This is a genomic window from Knoellia sp. p5-6-4 (genome assembly GCF_029222705.1).
Classification (GTDB): Bacteria; Actinomycetota; Actinomycetes; order Actinomycetales; family Dermatophilaceae; genus Pedococcus_A.
The window spans coordinates 784,770-801,440 of sequence record NZ_JARGZF010000001.1; the positions used below are offsets into that span (position 1 = coordinate 784,770).

Sequence of the window (16,671 nt, forward strand, 5' to 3'; positions counted from 1 at the left end):
GCACCCGGCATACGCATCAGCGCTTCTGGCGGACGATCTTCTCCTGCTCGACCTCGGTCTCGAGGTCGCCGGGCTCGGGCTCGTGGCCGAGCGGCAGGTTCTCCTCGCCGGACGCCTGGAACTGCTCCTTGAACGCCTTGACAGCGTCCTCGAGGCCGGACCGGGTGTCGTCCTCGAACTTCTTGGACTCACGGATCGCGCCCAGCAGGCCCGACTTCTCGCGGCGCAGGTAGTCGAGGAACTCGGTCTCGAAGCGGGCGACGTCCTCGACCGCGACGGAGTCGAGCTGCCCGGTGGTGCCGGCCCAGATCGAGACGACCTGCTCCTCGACGGGGTACGGGTTGGCCTGCTTCTGCTTGAGCAGCTCGACGAGGCGGGCACCCTTGGCGAGCTGGGCACGCGAGGCCGGGTCGAGGTCGGAGGCGAACATCGCGAAGGCCTCCATCGCGCGGAACTGCGCGAGGTCGAGCTTCAGGCGACCGGAGACCTCCTTCATGGCCTTGATCTGCGCGGCGCCACCGACACGGGAGACGGAGACACCCACGTCGATCGCGGGACGCACGTTGGCGTTGAAGAGGTCGGCCTGCAGGTAGATCTGGCCGTCGGTGATGGAGATGACGTTGGTCGGGATGTAGGCCGAGACGTCACCCGCCTTGGTCTCGATGATCGGCAGACCGGTCATGGAGCCGGCGCCGAGGTCGTCGGAGAGCTTCGCGCAGCGCTCGAGGAGCCGGCTGTGCAGGTAGAAGACGTCACCGGGGTAGGCCTCGCGGCCCGGCGGGCGGCGCAGCAGCAGCGACACGGCGCGGTAGGCCTCGGCCTGCTTGGACAGGTCGTCGAACACGATGAGGACGTGCTTGCCCTGGTACATCCAGTGCTGGCCGATGGCCGAGCCGGTGTAGGGCGCGAGGTACTTGAAGCCGGCCGCGTCGGACGCCGGGGCGGCGACGATGGTCGTGTACTCGAGTGCGCCGGCCTCCTCGAGGGCGCCGCGGACGGCCGCGATGGTCGAGCCCTTCTGGCCGATCGCGACGTAGATGCAGCGCACCTGCTGGGCCGGGTCGCCGGACTCCCAGTTCTGCTTCTGGTTGATGATCGTGTCGATCGCCACGGCGGACTTGCCGGTCTGGCGGTCGCCGATGATCAGCTGGCGCTGGCCGCGGCCGATCGGGGTCATCGCGTCGACGGCCTTGAGGCCGGTCTGCAGCGGCTCGTGCACCGACTTGCGCTGGACCACCGAGGGGGCCTGCAGCTCCAGGGCGCGGCGCTGGTTGGTCGTGATCTCGCCGAGGCCGTCGATGGCCTGGCCGAGCGGGTTCACGACGCGACCGAGGAACTCGTCGCCGACGGGCACGGAGAGGACCTCTCCGGTGCGCTTGACCTCCTGGCCCTCCTCGATGCCGGAGAAGTCACCGAGGATGACGACACCGATCTCGTGGACGTCGAGGTTCAGCGCGAGGCCGAGGGTGCCGTCCTCGAACTGCAGCAGCTCGTTGGTCATGCACGAGGGCAGGCCCTCGACGTGGGCAATGCCGTCACCGGCATCGGTGACGCGGCCGACCTCTTCGCGGGAGGCCGTGCCGGGCTCGTAGGACTGGACGAACGAGTCCAGCGCGTCCCGGATCTCCTCCGGACGGATCGAAAGCTCCGTCATCTGATCTCTTCTCCCTTTGGTGGTGCGCTGCCGGCTGTTGGTGGACCGGAAGTCACTGGTGTTGTCGAGTTGTCCGGCCTCGGGTGCCGGTGGCTGGTTCGGGTCAGCCGGCCAGGTGCCGGCGGGCGCCTTCGAGCTTGCGGAGCACGGTGCCGTCGACGACCTCGTCGCCGATCTGCACCCGGATGCCGCCGACGACCTTGGGGTCGACGACGACCTGGAGCTGCACCCGACGGCCGTAGATGCCCTCGAGGGCGCGGCTGAGGCGCTGGCGCTGCTGCTCGTCGAGGTCGACTGCCGCGGTCACCACGGCGGTCAGCTGCTCGCGGCGCCTGGCCGCCAGGTCGAGGTAGTGCTCGAGCGTCCGGTCGATCCGGCGCCCGCGCGGGGCGAGGACCGACTGGCGCGCCAGGCGCACGGTCTCGGTGGAGGCCTTGCCCTGCAGGAGGCGCCCGACCAGGTCGGCCTTGTCCTGCGGGGTGCCGCCCCGGCCCGTCAGGGCGTCGCGCAGCTCGGGGTTGCCGGCGACGACCCGCTCGAAGCGGAACAGCTCGTCCTCGACCTGGTCCGCCCGGTTGCCCGCCTCGGCGCCGGCCAGGACGGTCTCGACGGCGAAGCGCTCGATCGTGTCGGTCAGGTCGCGCTCGGTAGCCCAACGCTGGGCGACCATCTCGGACAGCAACCCGACGGCGGCCGGCGAGACCTTGCCGTCGAACAGCCGGCTCACCAGGTCACGCTTGGCGGCCGCCTCGCGGGAGGGGTCTGCCAGCGCACGGCGGAGGGTGGCGTTGCCGTCAGCCACCGCCGTGACGCCGAACAGGTCCTCCGCGAGCGCGCTCCAGTCCGTACCGGACCGCAGCGCGGACTCGAAGGCGCGCAGGCTCGCCGTGGCGGCGCCCCGGGACGAACCGCGCATCACGCGTCCTGGCCGGGGGCGCCGTGGCCCTGGCCGCCCGACGTCGGCAGGTCGAACTCGCCCTGCGACGGAGCCGGGGCAGCCGGCTGGGCGGGAGCCGCCGCGCCGACCTTCTCGGGACGGATCTCGCCGGCCTCGAGCTCGGCGAGGAAGCGGTCCACGAGACCCTTCTGGCGCGTCTCGTCGTGGAGGGACTCCCCGACGATGCGGCTGGCCAGGTCGGTGGACAGGCGGCCGACCTCGGAGCGGAGCGAGACGATCGCCTGCTGGCGCTCGGCCTCGATCTGCTTCTGGGCTGCCTCGGTGATGCGGGTGGCCTCGGACTGGGCCTGGCCGCGCATCTCGGCGACGATCGCGGCCCCCTGCTCGCGGGCCTCCTCGCGGATGCGGGACGCCTCGACACGGGCCTCGGCCAGCTGAGCCTGGTACTGCTCGAGAGCCGCCTGGGCCTGCTGCTGGGCCTCCTCGGCCTGCTGCATGCCGCCCTCGATGGCAGCGGTGCGCTCGGCATACGCCTTCTCGAGGTTGGGGACGACCTTGGACTTCACGACGAAGTACAGGATCCCGAACATCACGAACCCGAAGATGAGCTCGGGAATGTGCGGGATGAGGGGCATCTTCGCCCCCTCGGCAGCCGCCAGCCCCACAACTGACGAAGCAGTAGCGGTGGTGATCACGGGTACTCCTCTGGCCTAGTGCCTGGTGTTAGCTGGTGCCTTCTGACGTGGATCAGATGAAGAAGAGCACCAGGCCGAAGATGGCGAGCGCCTCGGCGAGCGCGAAGCCGAGGATGGCGATCGGCTGCAGGAGGTTACGAGCCTCGGGCTGGCGGGCCACACCGTTGATGTAGGCAGCGAAGATCAGACCCACGGCGATGGCCGGGCCGATGGTCGCAAGGCCGTAGCCGACGAGGGAGAGGTTGCCTTCCACGATGATTCCTCTTTCGTGTTTCAGTGATCCGCCGCGGCCGTGTGCCGCGGTCGAAGGTGAGTGCGTGTGTTCAGTTGTGGGTCAAACGGGGTGGTGCAGCCGTCGATCAGTGGTCGTCGGCGAGGGCGCCGGCGATGTAGCTGGCCGACAGGAGCGTGAAGACGTAGGCCTGCAGGAACTGCACCAGGCCCTCGAACAGGGTCATGACCGCGGCCATGGCGAACGTGGGCACGCTCAGGAGCTTGAACAGCACGCCCTGGGTCAGGAAGTAGGCGCCGGCCGAGACGAACAGCACGATGAGCATGTGACCCGCGAACATGTTGCCGAAGAGTCGCAGCGCCAGCGTGAGCGGCCGGGTGATGAAGTAGGTGATGAGCTCGAGCACGAAGATGACCGGCTTGATCCACCCCGGGAGGCCGGCGGGCAGCATGTGGGCGAAGTAGCCGCCGAGGCCGTGCTTCTTGATGCCGATGGCGTGGTAGACGACGTAGACCACGAGCGTCAGCGCGATCGGGAAGCCGATCTTGCTCATCGTCGGGAACATGATCGGCGGCATGATGCCGAATAGGTTGTTCACCAGGATGAGCGAGAACAGCGTGAAGAGCAGCGGCACGAAGCGCAGGAACTCGCGCGAGCCGATCATGTCGCGGGCGATGCCGTTGCGGCTGAAGTTGTAGAAGCCCTCCAGGAGCCACTGGCCCTTGGACGGGACCACCGCGGCGCGCTTGGACAGCTGGACCATGACGACCGAGAGCAGGAGCACCGAGACCAGGCCCCAGACGATCTGCTCGGTGACGACCAGGCCACCGACCTCGAAGAGGGGGGTCCAGAAGATGTCGGGGGTGGGAGTGTGGAACTCACCGTCACCTTCTGCGGAAGCGAAGGTTGCGACGGGCGCAGCCAGCGCGTTCAGGCTCACAGGTTCTCCTCGATCGTGGTGGTGGACATCGTGGCTCCAAGCTCGTCGCGAGCCGCCTCGGCAGATGTCATGACGTACCGTACCGGAGCCAGATCACGTACAGCGAAGCGGCCATCCCGCCGATGACGCCGAGCACGACGAAGACGCCGGTGCCCAGAAGGCGGTCGAGCAGGTAGCCCAGGCCGCCGAAAAGTGCGGGCCCGGTGATGAGGTACGCGAGCACCGTGGCACCGAGCGCGTCGGCCTTCGCCGTCTCGCTCGGGCCGTCGGTCTCGGTGCTCCAGCGGTGCGACTCGTCGGGCTTGCGCCGGGGGGTCACCTCCGAGCGCTGCGGGTGCTTCTCGGGCGGGGACTGCTGGCCAGGCTGCTGGTTCTCGTGCTGCTCCGGCTTCTGCGGCTGCTCCGGCGACGGGGTGCTCGGCTCGGTCATCGGGTCACCTCCCCCGCGTCGGGGAACATCACGTGGCGGGCCCGGGTGTACCCGAGGACGAGGCCGACCTGGGCCAGCACGGTCGTGACGACGGCACCGATCGCGAACGCGCGGCCGTCGAGCCACGCCGCGTCGCGCAGCGCCAGCACCACGGCGGCGAGCAGGATCAGCTGGCCGAGGTACACGACGAAGGCGCCGGCCATGGCGATGGAGGGGTGACCCGCGACGATGGCGCCGATGCCGAGCAGGCCCACCACGAGGATGACCAGGGCCGTGGCGCCCCCCAGCAACGCCGCGACCAGCCCGTCACCGCCGCGAGCGGCTCCGAGGACCCCGGCCGTCAGCACCGCACCGGCCGATCCGCAGGCCACCGAGCCCAGCACCATGCCACGGAAGGGACTGCGTCCCTGGCGCGCGGGGTGCTGCGTCATGGTGGAGCCTGCCTGGATTCGTCGGGGCGGACGGCGAATTCGGGTGCACGGCGGCCGCCTGACGGTGGCCCGAGGTGCTTGTGAAAACTATCACGAGCGTCGGGACGGCTCCTAATCCGTGCGCTCCCGCTGCTGCTCGTCGCGCAGCTCACGTCCCGCTTCGAGCGCTCCCTTGCGTGCTCCCTGCCGGATCGACTGGAGGATGAACACGACCACGGCGATCACCACGCCCTGCAGGAGGGCTCCCGTGAGGGTGTCCGGTCCACGCTCCCCCGGGACGGCCCAGCCGATCACCGGGATGGCGAACCCGACGGCCACGGCGACGACGGCGCGCTGCGCAGTACTCAGTCCCATGCGGGGAGTGAACCGGATATCGGCTCCTCGCGCCCGCCGAGACGGCTCACACGACTGCGGCGCCCCACCAGGCGGGGCACCGGTCAGTCGCAGCACTCGTATGCCGCGTGCTCGCCGAGAGTGCGTGCGCCGGGTGCGCAGCTGTCAGGCGCGGTTCGCGGCGAGCAGGCGACGCAAGGTGCCGAAGACGCCGAGCGCGGCGAACACGCCGAACATGGCCATGTCGGTGCCGTAGGTGCCCAGCACCTCGGGGGCGAACAGGTTGCCCATGACGAAGCTCGTCGCGCTCGGCCAGCCCAGCTCGGCGCCCTCGGGCGTGTTGTAGAAGTGCACCATGTCGGAGATGACGACCGCGAGGAACGAGGCCACGACACCCGCCACGATCACCACGATGAGCGGCACGAGCCCGACGCGCGGCACCGAGCCGGCGCCGCGGGTGTAGAGCCAGGCGGCCCCTGCCGCGATGGCGAAGCTGGTGATCGAGGCGATGAAGCCGAGCTGCCAGATGAGCACGGCGGCGGCGACACCGAGCGGGATGGCGGCCAGCGAGAAGAGCAGCCCGCGGCCGACGTTCTCGACGACCGGCACGGAGACACCGGCGCGCAGGGCGGCGGCCGACTCGGTGGCCGCGGCGGCCGCCTCCGCGCTCGGGACCGGCGCAGCGGACTGCAGCGGCGCCCCACGCAGCGGCACGTCGCCGGCGGAGCCGTTGGCGAACGGCACGCTGCCGGGTGCGGTGGTGGGCTCGTCGCCCGACGGGTGCGTGTAGGTCACAGCGGGTCTCCCCCTCGTTCCGGGGCCGGCGGGTCTCGTCGGCGGGCCGACCGTAGGGGAACACGTCACCCGATGTGGGTGGAATGCGGCAGATATCCTCCGTTCGTGCCAGCCACCGCCCCCACCGGACAGCCGCTCCTCGGCCGCTTCGTGCGCCTCGACCCGGTGCAGCCAGCAGACGCCGAGGGCCTGCACGAGGTCCTGGCCGACCCGGTCGTCTACACGCAGGGCTTCATCATGAGGCCGCCCCCGGCCGACCTCGTCGAGACGCAGCGGCGGGTGGCGGCAGACGTGGCCGCGCGCGAAACCGGACGCACGGCATACACGGTGCGCCTGGTCGGGGACGGCCCCCTCGGCGAGGCGGGCACGGTGGTGGGCACCTCCTCGCTCGGCGACCTCGACCTCGTCAACGAGCGGGTGCACCTCGGCTGGACGATGTACGGGTCGCGGTGGTGGGGCACGCCGGTCAACCCCGAGACCAAGCTGCTGCTGCTCGCGCACGCATTCGAGGACTGCGGGTTCGGGCGCGTGAAGATCCAGACCGACGCGGTGAACCAGCGCTCGCAGGCCGCCATCGCCAGGCTCGGCGCCACCCGCGAGGGCGTGCTGCGACGGCACACGCGCCGCGCCGACGGCACGTTCCGCGACACGGTCGTGTTCAGCATCCTGCGCGACGAGTGGCCCCTGGTGCGCTCTCGCCTCGAGGAGCGGCTGGCGACCGGCGTCAGCTGAGCACGTGCGGCTTGTGGCGGGGCGTCGACCACCGCGGCAGCCAGACGGTCAGCACCACGGCCACCACGATCGCGCACAGCACCCCCGCGGCTGCGATGCGCGCGTCGTCGATGAAGACGAAGCTCACCGAGCCGAGCGCCGCCACGGCCGCCCAGAGCCACAGGAGCAGCACGGCACGCCGGTGGCCGTGCCCGATCTGCAGCATCCGGTGGTGCAGGTGCAGGGCGTCCGGCTGCCACGGCCGCTGGCCGGCCCGGGTGCGCCTCACCACGGCCAGCATCACGTCGACCAGCGGCAGCAGGATGATCGCGAACGGCAGCACCAGCGGCAGCAGCGTCGCTGCGACGTCGTTGGTGCTGACGTCGGTGGGTGTCACGCTGCCCGTCGTGGAGATCGTGGCCGCGGCGAGCAGCAGGCCGAGCAGCAGCGCCCCGGAGTCACCCATGAAGAGGCGCGCGGGGTAGAAGTTGTGCGGGAGGAAGCCCAGGCAGCAGCCGATGAGCGCGGCTGAGATGAACGTCGCCGACGAGAACACGTTGGGCGGGTCGTAGCTGCGCGAGATGAGGTAGCTGTAGACGAAGAACGACGTCGCCGCGATCCCCACCACCCCGGCCGCGAGGCCGTCGAGGCCGTCGATGAAGTTCACCGCGTTGGTCGACACGATGACGGTGAGCACGGTCAGCCCCACCATGATCGGGGCCGGCAGCACGGTCACCCCGCCGAGCGGCAGCGAGAACAGCTGCACGCCCTGGAACGCCATGAACCCCGCGGCGATGATCTGGCCACCGAGCTTGGTGAGCCAGTCGAGCTCGCGGATGTCGTCGATGGCGCCGACGAGGCAGACCAGCGCGGCCCCCCACAGCACGCCCTTGAGCTCGGGGCCGGCCTCGAACACCTGGCCGAGCCGCGGCAGGTGGCTCGCGGCGAGCATCGAGGCTGCGAACCCGAGGAAGATCGCCACCCCGCCCAGGCGCGGGATGGGCACGCTGTGCACGTCCCGGTCCCGCACGGGCGTGAACGCCCCGGTCTTGACCGCGATGGCGCGCAGCAGCGGTGTCGCGGCGTAGGTGATCACCGCGGCCACCATCAGGACGAGGAGGTACTCCCTCAACTACGGCGCGCCTTTGCGTCGGTGGGCGGGGTCAGCGGGGGTATGCCGGGAAGCGCGTCACGAGCTCGCCCACCCTGGCGCGGACCTCCTTGGAGACCGCGTGGTCGGGGTCGGCGTCGCCCTTGGTGACGGCGGTCGCGATGAGCTCGCCGATGACCTTCATCTCCTCGGTGCCCATCCCCTGGGTGGTGACGCAGGGGGTGCCGACACGGATACCGGAGGCGATGTTGGGCTTCTGCGGGTCGAACGGGATCGCGTTCTTGTTGAGCACGATGCCGGCCGCGTCGGAGCGCTCCTCGGCCTCCTTGCCGGTGACGCCGACGCCCTGCAGGTCGTGCAGGCTCAGGTGGGTGTCGGTGCCTCCGGTGGTCGGGCGGATGCCGTTCTCCCCCAGCGTCGTGGCGAGCTGTCGCGCGTTGGCGATGACCTGCTTGGCGTAGGTCTGGTACTCCGGGGTCGCACACTCCTTGAAGTTGACCGCCTTCGCCGCGATGGTGTGCATGAGCGGGCCGCCCTGCATCATCGGGAAGACCGCCTTGTCGATCTTGGCCGCGTGCTCCTCCTTGCACACGATCGCGCCGCCGCGGGGTCCGCGGAGCACCTTGTGGGTCGTGAACGACACGACGTCGGCCCACGGCACCGGGCTCGGGATGGCCTTGCCGGCGACGAGGCCGATGAAGTGCGCGGCGTCCACCCAGAAGATGGCCCCGACCTCGTCGGCGAGGTTGCGGAAGAACTCGAAGTCGATCAGGCGCGGGATGGCGGAACCGCCGGCCAGGATGACCTTGGGCCGGTGCTCGCGGGCGAGCGAGGCGACCTGGTCGTAGTCGATGTCCTCGGTCTCCTTGTCGACGCCGTAGTGCACGGCGTTGAACCACTTGCCGGAGAAGGAGACCTTCGTGCCGTGGGTCAGGTGTCCGCCGTGCGGCAGCGACATGGCGAGGAGGGTTTCGCCGGGCTGCAGGAACGCGCCGTAGACGGCCTGGTTGGCGCTGGCGCCAGAGTGGGCCTGCACGTTGGCGTGGTCGGCGTCGAAGAGCGCCTTGCAGCGGTCGATGGCGATCTGCTCGGCCTTGTCGACCTCGGAGCAGCCGCCGTAGTAGCGCCGGCCGGGGTAGCCCTCGGCGTACTTGTTCGACAGCGTGGAGCCGAGGGCGGTCAGCACCTGCGGCGAGCAGAGGTTCTCGCTGGCGATGAGCTGCAGGCCGCCGCGGATGCGGTCGAGCTCGGAGAGCAGCACCCCCGCGATGTCGGGGTCGAAGGACTGCAGGGCCCCGAAGTCGGAGCCGTAGAAGGTGTCGTCGCTCGGTGAGGTCATGACTGCTGCTCTCCTGCCGGTGGGGTCGAGTCCGCAGGCAACTGTATGCCGTCGGGCTGGGGGTCCTCGTCGGCGTCCGTTCCGTCGTCGGCGCCGGTGGTGTAGGTGGGGCGCGGCGGCTCCTCGGCCTCCGCCGGGAAGTGCGCCGCGAGCACCTCCTGGAGCTGCTCCTCGCTGAGGGCACCCACCCGCAGGACCTCCGGGTGCTCGCCCGTGCAGTCCACGATGGTCGAGGGGGTGTTGTCGGCGCGGGGACCGCCGTCGAGGTAGACCTTGACCGCGGCGCCGAGCTGCGCGGCGGCGTCGGTGATCGTCGTGGCCGGGGGCTGGCCGGTGAGGTTGGCGCTCGTGACGGCCATCGGCCCCACCTCGGCGAGCACCTCGAGCGCGATGTCGTCCTGCGGCATCCGCAGGGCAACCGTGCCGTTGGTCTCGCCGAGGTCCCACATGAGCGAGCTCTGCGCCTTGAACACCAGGGTGAGCGGGCCGGGCCAGAACGCCTTGATGAGGTCGCGTGCCCACGGCGGCACGTCGGTGGCGAGCCCGTCCACGGTGCGGACGTTGGGCACCAGCACCGGCGGCGGCATGTCCCTCCCCCGGCCCTTGGCGGCGAGGACGGCGGCGACGGCCTCCTCGGAGAACGCGTCGGCGCCGATGCCGTAGACGGTGTCGGTGGGGATGACGACGACCTCGCCGCCGCGCACCGCCTCGACGGCCCTGGCCACGCCCTCGGCGCGGCCGGACTCGGTGCTGCAGTCGTAGACCGGGCTCATGCGTCCCAGCCTATTGCGACCGGCCGGCGCGGCCCGCGACGGGCGTCAGCGGACGATCTTGAAGTTGAACGAGCCGGTGCCCAGCACCTGCCTGAGCCGCAGCCACACCGGCATCATCATCTCGGTGCCGCGAGCGGTGGTGATGTCGCCGAGGTCGATGACGTCGGTGTGCCCGAAGCTCTCGAGCAGGTCGGCCACGGCGGCCTTGGCGCCGGCGTCGTTGCCCGACATGAAGACCGTGGTCTCCTCGCCCAGCACCTGGGGGTTGACCATGAGGTGCGCAGTCAGGGTGTTGAGCGTCTTGACGACCAACGCCCGCGGGTGGGCGCGCTGGATCTGCTCGCCCAGCGAGTCGGTGTCCTTGACGAACAGGGTGGGCGGGACGCCCTGCGAGAGGTCGAGCGGGTCGGAGATGTCCATGAGCACCTTGCCGGCGAGGTTGTCGGCGCCGGCGAGGTCGAGCACGGCCAGGGAGGCGCCGCCGTTGGTGGCGTTGACCACGAGCTCACCGTGGGCCGCGGCGCGGGCGAACGGCTCGAGTCCCACCTGCGGGTGGTCGGCCGACCACGCCGAGAAGGGCGGGTCCTCCGGGCCGCGGCCCCCACCGCGCCCCATGGTCTCCTCGGGGTCCCGGGTGCCGATGCGCACGTCGTGGCCGAGCCGGGCCAGCGCGGCGGCGAGGTGCTTGCCGACCGTCCCGGTCCCGAGCACAGCGATCTTCATGGCGCTCCTCCGTCCGACGTCGACCTGCGCCCCCATGCTGGCACCCTGCCTGCTCCGGGAAGGTCAGAACAGCCCAGAGAGCCGGGGGACGACGTGCTCGCCGAGGCCGTCGACGAACGGCACCGGGTCGCCGGACCACGGCATGACGTGCACCTCGCTGACGCCCACCGCGGCATACCGCTCCATCTGCGCGGCGAAGGCGGCGCCTCCCGCGGCGGTGCTCGGGTCGAGCCCGGCGGCCCAGAGCACGGTCTTGCGGATGCCGTCGAAGTCGGTGCCCTCGCGCTCGCAGTGCGCGCGGAGCACCTCGAGCTTGGCGGCCACCGCTTCGGGCGGCGACTGCGGCCCCGCGAAGAGGTTGCAGGCGTCGGCGTACCGCGCCACCAGACGCAGGGTCTTGCGCTCCCCCGAGCCGCCGACCATCACCGGCACGCGCCGCAGCGGTTGCGGCGAGCAGATGGTCTCGGCGAGCTGGTAGTGCCGGCCGGCCCAGGGACCGTTGTCCGGGCTCCACATCTGGCGCACGATCTGCAGGGTCTCCTCGAGCCTCTCGAACCGCTCGGCCAGCGGCGGGAAGGGGACGCCGTAGGCCGCGTGCTCGCGTTCGTACCACCCGGCACCGAGGCCGAGCACCGCCCTGCCGCCGGACAGCACGTCGAGGGTGGCGACGATCTTGGCGAGCAGCCCCGGGTGGCGGTACATGACCCCGGTGACGAGGAGCTGCAGCTCGACGGTGCTGGTGTGGGCGGCCAGGAACCCCAGCGTGGCGTAGCCCTCGAGCATCGGGGCGTCCACGTCGCCGACGCCCACCCCTCCGATCTGCAGGTAGTGGTCCATGACCGAGACGTTGGCCACGCCGGCCCGTTCGGCGGCCTCTGCGGCTCGTGCCAGCGTCGGTGCGATCGCCGCCGGTCCCGCGGGGGCGCCGAAGTTGACGAGGTGGACGCCGACGTCCATCACGCCTGCCCTCGTCGGGCAGAGGCGGACGGCAGGCCCACGAGCTCGGCGGAGACCCGCCACAGGCGGGCGGCGGCCTCGGTGTCGTAGGACGCCTGCGACGAGCGCTTGGGCTGCTCGTTCGCGAAGTACTGCCCCGTGACGCCCTCGACGTCGGGCGAGGACGCGAGGTGGATCGAGGTGCGGGCACCCTTCTCCGGGGTCTTCATGAACGGTCGCATGACCGGCAGCAACAGCCGCATCCAGCCCTGCGAGTCCTCCTGGCCGAAGGCCGTCCGGACGACACCGGGGTGCAGGACGTTCGCGGTCACCCCCGAGCCCTCGAGCCGCCGGGCGAGCTCGTAGGTGAACAGCACGTTGGCGAGCTTGGACTGGTTGTAGGCCCGCTGGCCGTTGTAGCTCGCCTCCCCCTGCAGGTCGTCGAAGTCGATGCGACCCATCGCCTGCGCCCCCGACGACACCGTGACGACGCGGGCCGGAGCGCTCTCGCGCAGCCGGTCGAGCAGCAGGTTGGTCAGCAGGAACGGCGCGAGGTGGTTGACGGCGAAGGTGCGCTCCAGCCCGTCCTCCGTGGCGTGCCGGCGGGCCCAGTAGCCGCCCACGTTGTTCACGAGGACGTCGAGGCGGGGGTATGCCGCGAGCACCTGTTCGGCCAGCGCGCGCACCTCCCGCTGCGCCGAGAGGTCGGCGGTGAAGACGTCGACCTCTCCCCCTGCCGCACGGATGCGATCGGCCGCCGCTCGCGCCCTGGCCTCGTCGCGCCCGACGATGCCGACGCGGGCGCCGAGACCGGCGAGGCCACGCGCCGTGGCCTCGCCGATCCCGCCGGTCCCGCCTGTGACCAGCACGGTCCTACCGCTCTGGGTCGTCATGTCAGCGGACGATCTTGAACGTGAACATCGGGGTGCCCAGCGCGCCCCAGAGCCGGATCCAGACCGTCATCAGCGACTCGGTGCCGCGGGCCGTCGTGATGTCGCCGAGGTCGATGATGTCGGTGTGGCCGAGGGACTCGAGGAGCTCGACCACGAGTGCCTTGGCTGCCGCGTCGTCGCCGGACACGAAGTTCGTGAAGTCGCCGCCGGCGACTTGCTTGGGGTCGACCATGACGTAAGCGTTCATCGTGTTGAGCGCCTTGACCACCCGCAGGTCGGGGAAGGCTCGCTGGATCTGCTCCCCGAGCGAGTCGGTGTTGCTGACGAACAGGCTCGGCGGCATGCCGTTGCCGAAGTCCAGCGGGTTGGCGATGTCGAGCACGACGGTGCCGGCGGCGACCTCGGCTGCGCGGATGCCGTCGACCGAGGCCGCGCCCGAGAGGGCGTTGACCACGAGGTCGGCACCCTTGGCTGCTTCCGCGAACGGCGCCACACCGATGGCGCCGTGCTCGCAGGCCCAGGTGCCGAAGCCTGGGCTGCCCATCCCGTCGGGCTCGGTGCGGGCGAGGGAGACCTGCGGGTCGCGGGTGCCGACCACCACGTCGTGGCCGAGCTCGGAGAGGCGGGCGGCGACAGCCTGTCCGACCATGCCGGTGCCGAGGACTGCGATCTTCATGGGTTCTCCTCGAGAGAAAGTTCGGGGTTCAGGCAGACAGGTCTGTCTACTTCGATGCAGGAAACCTAACAGACAGATCTGTCTACTCGCAAGGTATGCTCGGAACCGACACGCCGGACCACGGAGGAACACGATGCCCACCCCCACCCCGCAGCGACCCAGCGCCGCTCGCGAGCGGATCCTCGAGACCGCCTTCGCGCTGTTCTACGCCCGCGGCATCCGGGCGGTCGGGGTCGACCTGATCATCGCCGAGTCCGGCGTGGCCAAGGCGACCTTCTACAAGCACTTCCCGGCCAAGGACGACCTCGTGGTGGCCTACCTCGACAGGGTCGACGGCGTCTGGTCCGGCCAGCTGCACCAGGCGGCCGCCGCGGCCGGCCCCGACCCCGCGGACCAGCTCGTCGGCATGTTCGACGCCCTGCGCACCGCATGCCGCCGGGAGGGCTACCGCGGCTGCGCCTTCATCAACGCCGCTGCCGAGTCGCAGCCGGGCACCGCGGTGCACGACCGCACGGTGGCCCACAAGGCCGCGGTGCTCTCGTGGGTGCGCGGCCTGGCGGAGCAGGCCGGGGCGCGCGACCCCGAGTCGCTGGGGCGCTCGCTGACCCTGCTGCTGGACGGCGGCCTGGCCAGTGGCTCGCTCGACGCCAGCCCCGACGCGCCGGAGGCCGCGAAGGCCTCGGCGAGAGCCCTCGTCGACGCCGCCACGCGGGCGGGCCGCGCCGCCTGAGCCCGACCGCTCACCAGGGTCGGGTCAGGCGCGCACGGCCACCGTCGCCCGCGGACGGGCGGTGAGGTCCTGGTGGTCCTCGATCTCACGCCACCGCCCCGTGCGGGCGAGCGCGGCCGGAAGCGACTCGCCCTGGGTGTCGGCGTGCTCCATGACGAGCACCCCTCCCGGACGGAGCAGCGCTGCCGCCCGGGCTGCCACGGCGAGCGGGATGGCGAGGCCGTCGTCGCTGCCGCCGTAGAGCGCGAGGTCGGGGTCGTGGTCTCGCACCTCCGGGTCGATCGACACCATGCCGACCGGGATGTACGGCGGGTTCGACACGACGACGTCCACCTGGCCCTCGAGCTCGGGGAAGGCGGTGGTCGCGTCGCCCTGCACGAGCGTGATGTCGAGCCCGGTCGCCGACCGGTTCTGCGCAGCCCAGGCGTGCGCGTCCTCCCCCAGCTCCACGGCATACACCTGCGCCGCCGGCACCTCGTCCTTGACGGCGAGCGCGATGGCGCCCGAACCGGTGCACAGGTCGACGACGAACGGCCCCTCTCCAGCCTCGCGAGCCGCGTCGACGGCCAGGCCGGCGACGAACTCGGTCTCGGGTCGGGGCACGAAGACCCCGGGCCCGACGTGCAGCTCGAGGCGGCGGAAGCCCGCCCTCCCGGTCAGGTGCTGCAGCGGCACCCGGGCGGCGCGCTCCTCCACCAAGGCCTCGTATGCCGCCGGCGCCGGTGCGCCGAGCACCATCGCCTTGCGGACCTCACCCGCAGAGGTGCCCATCGCGTGGGCGGCGAGCAGCACCGCGTCGGTCTCGGCGGAGGCGATGCCCGCCTCCGCGAGGCGCTGGGTCGCGGCGCGCACCGCGGAGCGGAGGTCGGTCACGAGCCCTCGGCGACGGCAGCCATCCGTGCCTGCTCGTCGGCGTCGACGGCCGACTGCACCACCGGGTCGAGGTCGCCGTCGAGCACGGCGTCGAGGTTGTAGGACTTGTAGCCGGTGCGGTGGTCGCTGATCCGGTTCTCGGGGAAGTTGTAGGTGCGGATCCGCTCGGAGCGGTCGACGGTGCGCACCTGCGAGCGCCGCGCGGCCGAGGCCTCGGCGTCGGCGGCGTCCTGGGCGATCTGGTGCAGGCGGGCGCGCAGGACGCGCAGGGCGGAATCCTTGTTCTGGAGCTGGCTCTTCTCGTTCTGGCACGAGACCACGGTGCCGGTCGGCAGGTGGGTGATCCGCACTGCCGAGTCGGTGGTGTTGACGCTCTGCCCGCCGGGGCCCGAGGAGCGGTAGACGTCGATCTTGAGGTCGTTGGGGTCGATGGTGACCTCGACCTCCTCGGCCTCCGGCATCACCAGGACGCCCGCCGCCGAGGTGTGGATGCGCCCCTGGCTCTCGGTGACGGGCACGCGCTGCACGCGGTGCACCCCGCCCTCGTACTTCAGCCGCGCCCAGGGGGCCTGGCCCGGCTCGGGCGTGCCCTTGGCCTTGATGGCGACCTGCACGTCCTTGTAGCCGCCGAGGTCGGACTCGGTGGCGTCGATGAGCTCGGTCTTCCAGCCGCGGCGCTCGGCATAGCGCAGGTACATCCGCAGCAGGTCGCCGGCGAACAGTGCCGACTCGTCGCCGCCCTCGCCGGCCTTGACCTCGAGGATGATGTCGCGGTCGTCGTCGGGGTCACGCGGGACGAGCAGGCGGCGCAGCTTCTCCTCCGCGGCGTGCAGCGTCGCCTCGAGCGCGGGCACCTCGGCGGCGAACCCCTCGTCCTCCTTGCCGAGCTCGCGGGCGGCGGCGAGGTCGTCCTGGGCCGCGTGCCACGCGTGGTAGGCCGCGACGGTCGGCGCGAGCGCGGCATACCGCTTGTTGAGCTGGCGCACCTTGTCCTGGTCGCCGAACACCGCAGGGTCGGCGAGCTGCGTCTCGAGGTCGGCGTGCTCCTGCACCAGGGCGGCGGCGGACTCCAGCATGGGCGTCCCTCTCGGGGTCGACGGGTCGGACAGGCGGGTGGGGAAACGCAATGCGCCGGCCCTGACCGTGGTGGTCAGGACCGGCGCATCGGAAAAGCTACTTGGCGGCCTTCTTGCCGTAACGGGCCTCGAAGCGGGCCACGCGGCCACCGGTGTCGAGGATCTTCTGCTTGCCGGTGTAGAAGGGGTGGCACTGCGAGCACACGTCGGCGTGGATCTTGCCGGACGTCGCGGTGCTGCGGGTGGTGAACGTGTTGCCGCAGGTGCAGGTGACCTCGGTCTCCACGTACTGGGGGTGGATGTCCTTCTTCAACGTGTGCTCCTTGAGTCGTTGCGGCCGGGTCGGCGGGATCTGCCCTGTATGCCGTGAACCGGTCAGCGGTCAAGTGTGCCAGAGAGCGGCGCACATCTCCTAAACGAGA

Annotated in this window: 21 protein-coding genes; 2 read left to right on the forward strand and 19 right to left on the reverse strand. The window is 71.2% G+C overall.

The features are described 5' to 3' along the window. Positions 1–16: 16 nt before the first annotated feature. From atpA to P2F65_RS03770, 9 genes are all read right to left on the reverse strand, one after another. Positions 17–1,654 carry a F0F1 ATP synthase subunit alpha gene (atpA, locus tag P2F65_RS03730; RefSeq protein WP_275804303.1) on the reverse strand — a complete coding sequence of 546 codons (1,638 nt, stop codon included), beginning with the start codon at positions 1,652–1,654 and terminating at the stop codon, positions 17–19. Between the two features lie 103 nt (positions 1,655–1,757). Continuing rightward, positions 1,758–2,570: a F0F1 ATP synthase subunit delta gene (locus P2F65_RS03735; RefSeq protein ID WP_275804305.1), complete on the reverse strand. Its 813-nt coding sequence runs from the start codon at positions 2,568–2,570 to the stop codon at positions 1,758–1,760. After that, positions 2,570–3,244 carry a F0F1 ATP synthase subunit B gene (locus tag P2F65_RS03740; RefSeq protein ID WP_275807263.1) on the reverse strand — a complete coding sequence of 225 codons (675 nt, stop codon included), beginning with the start codon at positions 3,242–3,244 and terminating at the stop codon, positions 2,570–2,572. Before P2F65_RS03740 ends, P2F65_RS03735 begins: the two co-directional genes overlap by 1 nt. Before the next feature lie 55 nt (positions 3,245–3,299). Next, positions 3,300–3,506, reverse strand: a complete 207-nt coding sequence (locus P2F65_RS03745; RefSeq protein WP_211254743.1) for an ATP synthase F0 subunit C — start codon at positions 3,504–3,506, stop codon at positions 3,300–3,302. A gap of 100 nt (positions 3,507–3,606) precedes the next feature. Next, positions 3,607–4,419 (reverse strand): F0F1 ATP synthase subunit A, encoded by an 813-nt coding sequence (atpB, locus tag P2F65_RS03750; RefSeq protein WP_275804307.1) that lies wholly within the window; start codon positions 4,417–4,419, stop codon positions 3,607–3,609. A gap of 67 nt (positions 4,420–4,486) precedes the next feature. Continuing rightward, complete coding sequence (locus P2F65_RS03755) at positions 4,487–4,849, reverse strand: hypothetical protein (RefSeq protein ID WP_275804309.1); 363 nt, start codon at positions 4,847–4,849, stop codon at positions 4,487–4,489. After that, complete coding sequence (locus P2F65_RS03760) at positions 4,846–5,280, reverse strand: hypothetical protein (RefSeq protein ID WP_275804311.1); 435 nt, start codon at positions 5,278–5,280, stop codon at positions 4,846–4,848. Before P2F65_RS03760 ends, P2F65_RS03755 begins: the two co-directional genes overlap by 4 nt. 111 nt (positions 5,281–5,391) lie before the next feature. After that, on the reverse strand, positions 5,392–5,634 hold the full coding sequence (locus tag P2F65_RS03765) for a hypothetical protein (RefSeq protein WP_275804313.1): 243 nt from the start codon (positions 5,632–5,634) through the stop codon (positions 5,392–5,394). A gap of 144 nt (positions 5,635–5,778) precedes the next feature. Next, entirely contained in the window at positions 5,779–6,408 is a 630-nt protein-coding gene (locus P2F65_RS03770; protein ID WP_275804315.1) for a hypothetical protein, read from the reverse strand. Between the two features lie 105 nt (positions 6,409–6,513). Between P2F65_RS03770 and P2F65_RS03775 the strand changes: the two genes are divergently transcribed. Beyond that, positions 6,514–7,140, forward strand: coding sequence for a GNAT family protein (locus P2F65_RS03775; protein ID WP_275804317.1), 627 nt, complete (start codon positions 6,514–6,516; stop codon positions 7,138–7,140). Here the strand turns inward: P2F65_RS03775 and P2F65_RS03780 are convergent. The 7 genes from P2F65_RS03780 to P2F65_RS03810 all read right to left on the reverse strand — a co-directional run bounded on the left by P2F65_RS03780 (position 7,133) and on the right by P2F65_RS03810 (position 13,570). After that, complete coding sequence (locus tag P2F65_RS03780) at positions 7,133–8,251, reverse strand: MraY family glycosyltransferase (protein WP_275804319.1); 1,119 nt, start codon at positions 8,249–8,251, stop codon at positions 7,133–7,135. The two genes, P2F65_RS03775 and P2F65_RS03780, sit on opposite strands and share 8 nt — an antisense overlap. A 31-nt stretch (positions 8,252–8,282) precedes the next feature. Further along, on the reverse strand, positions 8,283–9,569 hold the full coding sequence (glyA, locus tag P2F65_RS03785) for a serine hydroxymethyltransferase (RefSeq protein WP_275804321.1): 1,287 nt from the start codon (positions 9,567–9,569) through the stop codon (positions 8,283–8,285). After that, positions 9,566–10,342, reverse strand: coding sequence for an L-threonylcarbamoyladenylate synthase (locus P2F65_RS03790; RefSeq protein ID WP_275804323.1), 777 nt, complete (start codon positions 10,340–10,342; stop codon positions 9,566–9,568). Before P2F65_RS03790 ends, glyA begins: the two co-directional genes overlap by 4 nt. 45 nt (positions 10,343–10,387) lie before the next feature. Next, a complete protein-coding gene (locus P2F65_RS03795) occupies positions 10,388–11,065 on the reverse strand; it encodes an NAD(P)-binding domain-containing protein (RefSeq protein WP_275804325.1) in 678 nt (225 codons plus the stop codon). 63 nt (positions 11,066–11,128) lie between these two features. Then, positions 11,129–12,022, reverse strand: coding sequence for an LLM class F420-dependent oxidoreductase (locus P2F65_RS03800; RefSeq protein ID WP_275804327.1), 894 nt, complete (start codon positions 12,020–12,022; stop codon positions 11,129–11,131). Beyond that, complete coding sequence (locus P2F65_RS03805; protein ID WP_275804329.1) at positions 12,022–12,894, reverse strand: SDR family oxidoreductase; 873 nt, start codon at positions 12,892–12,894, stop codon at positions 12,022–12,024. The genes P2F65_RS03800 and P2F65_RS03805 overlap by 1 nt, the downstream gene beginning before the upstream one ends. A gap of 1 nt (position 12,895) precedes the next feature. Continuing rightward, the gene (locus P2F65_RS03810) at positions 12,896–13,570 is read right to left on the reverse strand and encodes an NAD(P)-binding domain-containing protein (protein ID WP_275804331.1); all 675 of its coding nucleotides are present in this window, start codon (positions 13,568–13,570) and stop codon (positions 12,896–12,898) included. Positions 13,571–13,703: 133 nt separating this feature from the next. On the opposite strand from P2F65_RS03810, the gene P2F65_RS03815 reads away from it, so the two are divergent. Then, entirely contained in the window at positions 13,704–14,300 is a 597-nt protein-coding gene (locus P2F65_RS03815) for a TetR/AcrR family transcriptional regulator (protein WP_275804333.1), read from the forward strand. A gap of 24 nt (positions 14,301–14,324) precedes the next feature. Here the strand turns inward: P2F65_RS03815 and prmC are convergent, their stop codons facing one another. From prmC to rpmE, 3 genes are all read right to left on the reverse strand, one after another. Then, complete coding sequence (gene prmC / locus P2F65_RS03820; RefSeq protein ID WP_275804335.1) at positions 14,325–15,173, reverse strand: peptide chain release factor N(5)-glutamine methyltransferase; 849 nt, start codon at positions 15,171–15,173, stop codon at positions 14,325–14,327. Further along, positions 15,170–16,249 (reverse strand): peptide chain release factor 1, encoded by a 1,080-nt coding sequence (gene prfA, locus P2F65_RS03825; protein WP_275804336.1) that lies wholly within the window; start codon positions 16,247–16,249, stop codon positions 15,170–15,172. The genes prmC and prfA overlap by 4 nt, the downstream gene beginning before the upstream one ends. Positions 16,250–16,346: 97 nt before the next feature. Then, positions 16,347–16,562, reverse strand: a complete 216-nt coding sequence (gene rpmE, locus P2F65_RS03830; RefSeq protein WP_091755781.1) for a 50S ribosomal protein L31 — start codon at positions 16,560–16,562, stop codon at positions 16,347–16,349. Between the last annotated feature and the right edge of the window lie 109 nt (positions 16,563–16,671).